Annotated in this window: 4 protein-coding genes; all 4 read left to right on the forward strand. The window is 68.0% G+C overall.

Annotated elements, in window-relative coordinates; genetic code table 11:
- The first annotated feature begins 185 nt into the window (after window positions 1-185).
- The 4 genes from ACWEO7_RS25985 to ACWEO7_RS26000 all read left to right on the forward strand — a co-directional run bounded on the left by ACWEO7_RS25985 (window position 186) and on the right by ACWEO7_RS26000 (window position 6,652).
- Window positions 186-638, forward strand: coding sequence for a pyridoxamine 5'-phosphate oxidase family protein (locus tag ACWEO7_RS25985; protein WP_452426921.1), 453 nt, complete (start codon window positions 186-188; stop codon window positions 636-638).
- Between the two features lie 323 nt (window positions 639-961).
- Entirely contained in the window at window positions 962-2,602 is a 1,641-nt protein-coding gene (locus tag ACWEO7_RS25990; protein ID WP_452426905.1) for an MFS transporter, read from the forward strand.
- Window positions 2,603-2,756: 154 nt separating this feature from the next.
- Entirely contained in the window at window positions 2,757-3,659 is a 903-nt protein-coding gene (locus ACWEO7_RS25995) for a universal stress protein (protein WP_452426907.1), read from the forward strand.
- A gap of 212 nt (window positions 3,660-3,871) precedes the next feature.
- Window positions 3,872-6,652: a cation-translocating P-type ATPase gene (locus ACWEO7_RS26000; RefSeq protein WP_452426909.1), complete on the forward strand. Its 2,781-nt coding sequence runs from the start codon at window positions 3,872-3,874 to the stop codon at window positions 6,650-6,652.
- Window positions 6,653-7,383: the final 731 nt, after the last annotated feature.

Here is a 7,383-nt window from a genome sequence, read left to right on the forward strand (position 1 = left end):
CGCCTTCTCGGCGGTGCGGCCCGAGCCGCCGGGACCGGCTGCGCGAAGAGGCCGGATCGGGGACTTTCTGCCCTGTCCGGCAGTAGGACTCGGTGATGGTATGGGAGGCCGTGGTGTCGAGTGAAGACCGGAGAGCGAGGTTGTTGCCAGGTGGATACACGCGCGATGTGCCCCGGCCCGAGATCATGATCGCCTCGAACGGCCGTGTCGCCGACCACGGCGTCGCGGGACGCACGATGGTCGAGATCGATCGCGAGGAGGCGCTGCGACTGCTGGCCGGCGTCGCCTACGGACGCGTGGTGTTCACTCGCGACGCGCTGCCCGCGATTCGCCCGGTCAACCATTTCGTCGACGGCGGTGTGGTCATCGTGCGTACTCGGGTCACCTCACGGCTCACCGACACCGTCCGTGCCGATCCGTGCGTCGTCGTGGCGTACGAGGCCGACGACATCGACGCGGTGAGCCATGTGGGCTGGTCGGTCGTCGTGACCGGTCTCGCGCGTACGGTCACCGACCCCGAACGGATCGCGCGCTATACGCGGCTGCTGCGTCCGTGGGCCGATGGGCTCATGGACACCGTCATCGCCATCGAACCCACGATCGTGACGGGTGTCAGACTGCTCGGCGAGCAGGGATAGGTCGCCGTAGCGAAGCGCACCAGGTCGGTGATCCGAAGCCGGTCACCGCGAACAATTGCGGGTTGGCGGAGGACGTCTGTGATCAAATGAGGTGGATGTTGCGGCGTTCCCTTCCGACCGCCTGCGGTTGTCCGACGGCGGGTCGGGGCGGGGCGCGTGGCCGATTCGGCCACCGGACCAGAACACCAGGCAGGTGGCCCGGGAAGTCGCCCGCCGACAGATCGCCGACGCCGGGGCGCTGCTCGGTTCCGGCACGGCGACCGCCGCCGTAGCCGAGTGGCTCGGGCCCCGGCTCTCGGCCGAGACCGGGACGGAACCGAGACATGAGCATCGAGAGTTCTTCGGTATCGCAGGCCAGGCCGAATTCCGTTCTGGTACTGGGTGTACTGGCCGCAGGCCAATTCCTGATGACGCTCGACAGCTCGGTGATGAACGTGTCGATGGCGACCGTGGCCCAGGACGTCGGTACGACGATCACCGGAATCCAGACCGCGATCACCCTCTACACATTGGTGATGGCGACGCTGATGCTGACCGGCGGGAAGGTGGGCTCCATCCTGGGCCGTCGCCGGGCGTTCGGCCTCGGGCTGGTGATCTACGGCGCCGGTTCCTGCACCACCGGCCTGGCGCCGAATCTGCCGATTCTGCTGTTGGGTTGGTCGCTGCTCGAGGGGATCGGAGCGGCTCTGATCATGCCCGCGATCGTGTCCCTGGTCGCTGCGAACTTCGCCCCGGAACGCCGCCCGGCGGCCTATGGATTGGTGGCGGCGGCCGGCGCGATGGCGGTCGCGGTGGGGCCACTGCTCGGCGGCGCGGTGACGACATACGCGTCCTGGCGGTACGTGTTCTTCGGCGAGGTCGTCATCGTCGTACTGATCCTGCCGGTGCTCCGCAGGATCGAGGACGCCCCCGCGGAGCAGGTACGGCTCGATCTGGTGGGCTCGCTGCTATCGGTGGCCGGGCTCGGCATGGTCGTCTTCGGTGTCCTGCGGTCGAGCACGTGGGGCTGGGTGCTGGTGAAGCCGGGCGGCCCCGCCGTGCTCGGGCTCTCCCCGGTCATCTGGCTGCTGATCGCCGGACTGTTGGTCTCGTACCTGTTCCTGCGGTGGCAGACCCATCTGGTCGACACGGGCCGGGAGCCGCTTGTCGATCCGGGGTTGCTGCGTAATCGGCAGCTCACCGGCGGCCTGAGCATGTTCTTCGCTCAGTTCACGGTGCAGGCGGGGGTATTCTTCGCGGTCCCGCTGTACCTGTCGGTGGTGCTCGAACTCAGCGCTGTGGAAACGGGCGTGCGGATCCTGCCGCTGTCGGTGGCGCTGGTTCTGGCGGCGACGGCGATTCCGAAGTTCCGGCCGCGGGCGAACCCGCGGCGGGTGGTACGGCTGGGGCTGGGCTCGATGATCACCGGCATCCTGATTCTGGTCGCCGGGATGGACCCCGGAGCGAACGCCGGGGTGGTCTCGATTCCGATGCTGCTGATGGGATTCGGACTGGGCGCTCTGGCCTCGCAGTTGGGCGCTGTCACCGTCTCGTCGGTGCCCGATGCGCAGAGCGGCGCGGTCGGCGGGCTGCAGAACACCGTGACCAATCTCGGCGCATCGCTCGGCACCGCCTTGATCGGCTCGGTGCTGATCGCGACCCTGACCTCGTCGGTCGTCGCGGGCATCGAAAGCGATCCCGCGGTTCCCGCGTCGGTGCAGCAGCGGGCGACCACCGAACTCGCGGGCGGCGTGCCGTTCCTGTCCGACACCCAACTCGAGGATGCCCTCCATGCCGCCGGAGTGCAGCAGTCCACCGCGGACGCCGTCATAGCGGTCAACACCGAGGCGCGGCTGGAAGCCTTGCGGGTGGCGTTGGCCGTGACTGCCCTGCTCGCCATCGCGGCGCTGTTCGCCACCGGCAGGTTGCCACGGCGACCGGCCGCGCGGAGCCGGGATGACCCGGCCGAGACCGGCGAATCGTGAAGCAGCCTTCGGCAGAGGTCCGACGGCCCGTCCGGTGAAGACCTTCGTCTCTGCCGCCTTCGTAGGGGACGCGAGATGCTCGATGTCGATGGCAGCGGCGACGCGGACGGCCGATGGGACGCCTGCGGCGCCCCTCTCGACGGAGGGAATCTTCATGACCACCGAAAGCACCTCGCGCGCAATGAACCTCGACTTCCCCATCTTGGCGGCCGTCGACGGCTCGGCCAGCTCGTACCAGGCGGTCGCTTGGGCGGCGGTCGAAGCCGCGCTGCATCACCGCTCGCTGCACATCGTCACTTCGATGGCGATCCAGACCGGTTTCGGCCCCGAGATGTCGCTCGGAGAAGCCGATCTGGAGTGGTTGCGCGGCGACGGCGAGCGCATCCTCACGGAGGCGGCGCGGGTGGCGCGCACGGCGGTGCCGGGCGCCGAACCCGCCATCACCACCGAGGTGACTTTCGAACTGATCATTCCCATGCTCATCGAAAGGTCCGCGCGAGCGTGGATGCTGGTGGTGGGCAGTCGCGGGATGGGTGCGTTCCAGCGGGGGCTGCTCGGCTCGGTGAGCACCGCGGCCACCCATCACGCGCGGTGCCCGGTCGCGGTGATCCATGGCATCGCGGCGATCGACGCCGTGTCGGCCCGGCAGCCCGTGCTGGTGGGCGTCGATGGGACCGACAACAGTGTGGCCGCCGTCGAGCTGGCGTTCGAGGAGGCGTCACGCCGAAAGGTCGACGTGGTCGCGCTGCACGCGTGGAGCGACACCAGCGGTCCGGACGCACCGGTCCGCGGCTGGGACGGCGCCCGCGAGTCGGCGGAAGCGGTGCTGGCCGAGAGTCTGGCCGGTTGGGCCGATCGCTACCCGGACGTCGCGGTACGGCGCGTCGTCACGGCGGGCCGGCCGGGACGATCGTTGCTGGACGAGTCGGCGAACGCACAGTTGGTTGTGGTCGGCAGTCACGGCAGAGGAGGGTTCGCCAGCATGCTGCTGGGCTCGACGAGCAACACCCTGCTGCACTCGGTGGAGGTGCCTTTGATCGTCGTTCGAACGCGGTGACGGACGTTTGTTGAGCCGCGATAACCAGCACTGACCGCGCGGCGGTCGCAGTGCTGTCTCCGTTGGGTCAATCCGGTGTGCCCGTCGCTTGCCCGTGGTTGTCTGGATACCTCACTGCGACATCATGGCGATCGGGGCCTCGCGCCCGCTCCCGTCCGGATCGGGCGCTGGAGAACCCGCCATGCGGTCCCAGCCGAGAAAGGACCAGCGGGATGGCAACGACGGAATCAGCGCGGGACCGCGTACGTCAGGCCGGCTCGGAGGGGCGACCGGTCTGGTACGTGCAGGACGCGGACGCGGTGCTGGCGGCTCTCGGCTCGGACCGGCAGTCCGGCCTGGCCGCACTCGACGTCGAGGAACGGCGAAAGCGGTACGGCCCCAACGAGCTCGCCGCGGAACCCGCGCCGTCGGTCTGGGCGATGGCGTTGCTGCAGTCGAAGGATCCGATGAACCTGATGCTGCTGGTGGTCGCGGTGGTCAGCGTGATCATCGGCGAGATTCCGACGGCGATAGTGGTCGGGGTGCTGGTCGGGCTCAATGTCGTGCTGGGTACCCAGCAGGAGGTCAAGGCGCGGGCCAGCGTCGACGCGCTGGCGAAAATGCAGACGCCGCAGGCACGGGTTGTGCGCGACGGGTCGCTGATGCGCTGTGCCGCGACCGAGCTCGTGCCGGGCGACATCGTTGAACTGGAGGCAGGCGACATCGTCCCCGCCGACGGCAGGCTGTTGAAATCCACCACTCTCGAGACCCAGGAAGCGGCGCTGACGGGGGAGAGCGCGCCCGTCGCCAAGGACGCCCACACGCTCGGCGCCGCCGGCGTCGCCCTGGGCGACCGGACCGACATGGTCTTCCAGAACACATCGGTGACGCGCGGCACCGCCGCCATGGTGGTCACCGAGACCGGCTCCGACACCGAGATGGGCCGGATCGCGTCGATGCTCTCGGCGGTCACCCCGAGCAAGTCGCCGTTGCAACGGGAACTGGATGCGCTGACGAAGGTGCTGGGCGTGATCGCCTGGACGGCGGTGGCGATCATCGTGATCATCGGTGCGATCCGCGGGCAGAGCATCACGGCAGTGCTGTTGCTCGGGATCTCGATGGGCGTGTCGGCGATCCCGACCGGTTTGCCCACATTCGTGCAGGCGATGCTGGCCTACGGGGCGCGCCAGCTGGCCGAGGCCAAGGCCGTCGTCAAGAACCTCACCGATGTCGAGACACTCGGCGCGACGAGCGCCATCAACTCCGACAAGACCGGCACGCTGACGATGAACCAGATGACGGTGCGGTCGCTGTACTTTCACGGCCGGTGGTACACCGTCGAGGGCCAGGGGTACGACAAGTCCGGGGCGATCACTCACGCCGCCGGTCAGGCGGCGCCGGACTTCACCCTGCTGGCCTACGGGCTGTGCCTGGACAGCGACGCCACCGTCGCCGAGAGCGGGGAGATCGTGGGCGATCCGACCGAGGCGGCGCTGGTGGTGCTGGCGGCCAAGCTCGGCGTCGACGCACCTCTGACCCGCCGAACCTACCCCCGGGTCGCCGAAGTGCCGTTCGATTCGGCCTACAAATTCATGGCGACGTTCCACCACCTCGAATTCGACGGGAGCACCCGCTTCGTCGAATTGGTCAAAGGCGGGCCCGACGTCGTCCTGGACCGGTGCGCGACCGCGTACCGTCCCGGCAGGCGAGCCGTGCCGATCGATGACATGCGGCACGAGATCGCGGCCGCCAATCGCGCCATGTCGGAACAGGGGCTGCGCGTGCTGGCCTTCGCCGCACGCTTGCTCGACGAGCAGGAGGAAGCCGCCGTCGCCGACCCGATGTCGTTCGTCGGGGAACTCACCTTCGTCGGCATGGTCGGGATCATCGATCCGCTGCGGCGCGAGGCGATCGAGGCGGTGCGCACCGCGCGAGCGGCCGGCATCGAGGTCCGCATGATCACCGGAGATCACGCGATCACCGCGTCCGCGATCGGCGCCGAACTCGGCCTCGGTCCCGGTGCGATCGGCGGCGGCGAACTCCAGGCGATGACCGACGAGCAGCTGTCGGCGGCCCTGCCGAATCTGCACGTGTTCGGGCGGGTCACCCCGCAGGACAAACTGCGGCTGGCCGACCTGATGCAGCGCGGCGGTGACGTGGTGGCCATGACCGGCGACGCGGTCAACGACGCCGCCGCGCTGAAGAAGGCCGATATCGGCGTGGCGATGGGATCGGGCAGCGAAGTCACCAAGCAGGCGGGCAAGATGGTGCTCACCGACGACAACTTCGGGACCCTGATCACCGCTATCCGGCTGGGGCGCGGCATCTACGACAAGATCGTGTCCTACATCCGCTATCAGATGTCCAAGCTGTTCGCGCTGGTGGCACTGTTCCTCGTCGCCAGCGTCTTCGACATCAACGACGGGGTCGCGCTGACCCCGCTCATGGTGCTGTTCCAGCACTTCTTCATCACCCTGTTCCCGGTCGCCGTGATCATGCTCGATCCGCCGCCGCCGGACCTGATGAACAAGCCGCCCCGCGACCCGGCGAAGCCGATCGCGAACCGGAATTCGTTCGTGCAGTGGCTGGCCTACGGCGCTCTGCAACTGGCCGTGACGCTCGCCGCAATGCTCCTCGCGCCGGGGGAGATGAGCACGACTACGGCGAGTGTCCCGATGACCATGGCGTTCGTGGTGCTGTCGTTCGGTTCCATCCTGAGCGGCCTGGTCATGCGCCGCGACCCGGAGTCCGGCCTGACCCCACCGGTTCTCGGCGCGGTGAAGATCCTGTCGATTCCGGTCGTGGTCACCGTGTTCGCGGTCGAGATCGGCTTCCTGCAGGATCTGCTGATGACGAGGTCGCTGACGGGTGGTCAGTGGCTGGCCTGCCTGGGCTGGTCGCTCGTGGTCCCGATCGTCATCGAAGCCGAGAAGGCGGTGCGACGTCGGCGCCGATCCGGCGCGCCCGCGCCGATCCCCACAATGGCGGCGGTCGGTCCGGGGACGGGCGAGTGAACGAGTGGTGCTGCCGGACATCGCGTCGTCCCGGTGATTGTCCATACGCCGGTCCTGGCGTGCGGCAGGGGACACCGCGCCGATTTGCCGAACTCTCCTACCGAGAATTTTTGCGGCCGTATCCGGTGGACCAGCACACGGCTTCGGCGCCGCCCCGATTCCCTTGCGGGCAAAATGTCTTCAGCGTTGTGCCGGTGTGTGTCCGGCACGGCGGTCGTGCCGATTGCTCCGGCATGGTCGCCGGTCGCCGGTGCCTGCCCGGCGTGCTATCGGCCGTTCGAATCCGCGGCCTGACCGGGACGATGTCCGTCGTGAGCGCTGATCGGCCGCCGTCCGGCCGTGCGTGAAAGCGTCGTGGACGCGGGACTTCTCTGGGGGTCGCCCCTGTCCGGCAGCGATCTTCGGCGGACGCGGAAGCGTGGAAACAATTCATCGCCTGATATGAGCGCGCTGCCGAACGGAAGTATGTGCTGCGAGACGTATCCGGTGCAGATTGTTTCGGGGTAGAGGAATAGGCACTCATATGAAATTGTCAGCACGCTGCCACGATTGATGGAGGTGGTGTCTATTGGCAATCACAAGTAAGGTTGCCAGTTTATTGCTATAACTGTCGACCGGTAATTCATCGTCGATCGAAGGTGTAGGCGGGGAGGTGCTGCGGCTCCTCGTTCGGCCGTCTGGTCGGTCGAGACGTACCGGCTTGATTCCGGCCCTGACCCGGCATGTACGAT

Source organism: Nocardia sp. NPDC004260 (assembly GCF_053603155.1).

Excerpts from the sequence above, each read along its gene's own strand:
- ACWEO7_RS25985 (WP_452426921.1), top strand. The coding sequence starts at position 186 with ATGATCGCCTCGAACGGCCGTGTCGCCGACCACGGCGTCGCGGGACGC.
- ACWEO7_RS25990 (WP_452426905.1), top strand. The coding sequence starts at position 962 with ATGAGCATCGAGAGTTCTTCGGTATCGCAGGCCAGGCCGAATTCCGTT.
- ACWEO7_RS25995 (WP_452426907.1), top strand. The coding sequence starts at position 2,757 with ATGACCACCGAAAGCACCTCGCGCGCAATGAACCTCGACTTCCCCATC.
- ACWEO7_RS26000 (WP_452426909.1), top strand. The coding sequence starts at position 3,872 with ATGGCAACGACGGAATCAGCGCGGGACCGCGTACGTCAGGCCGGCTCG.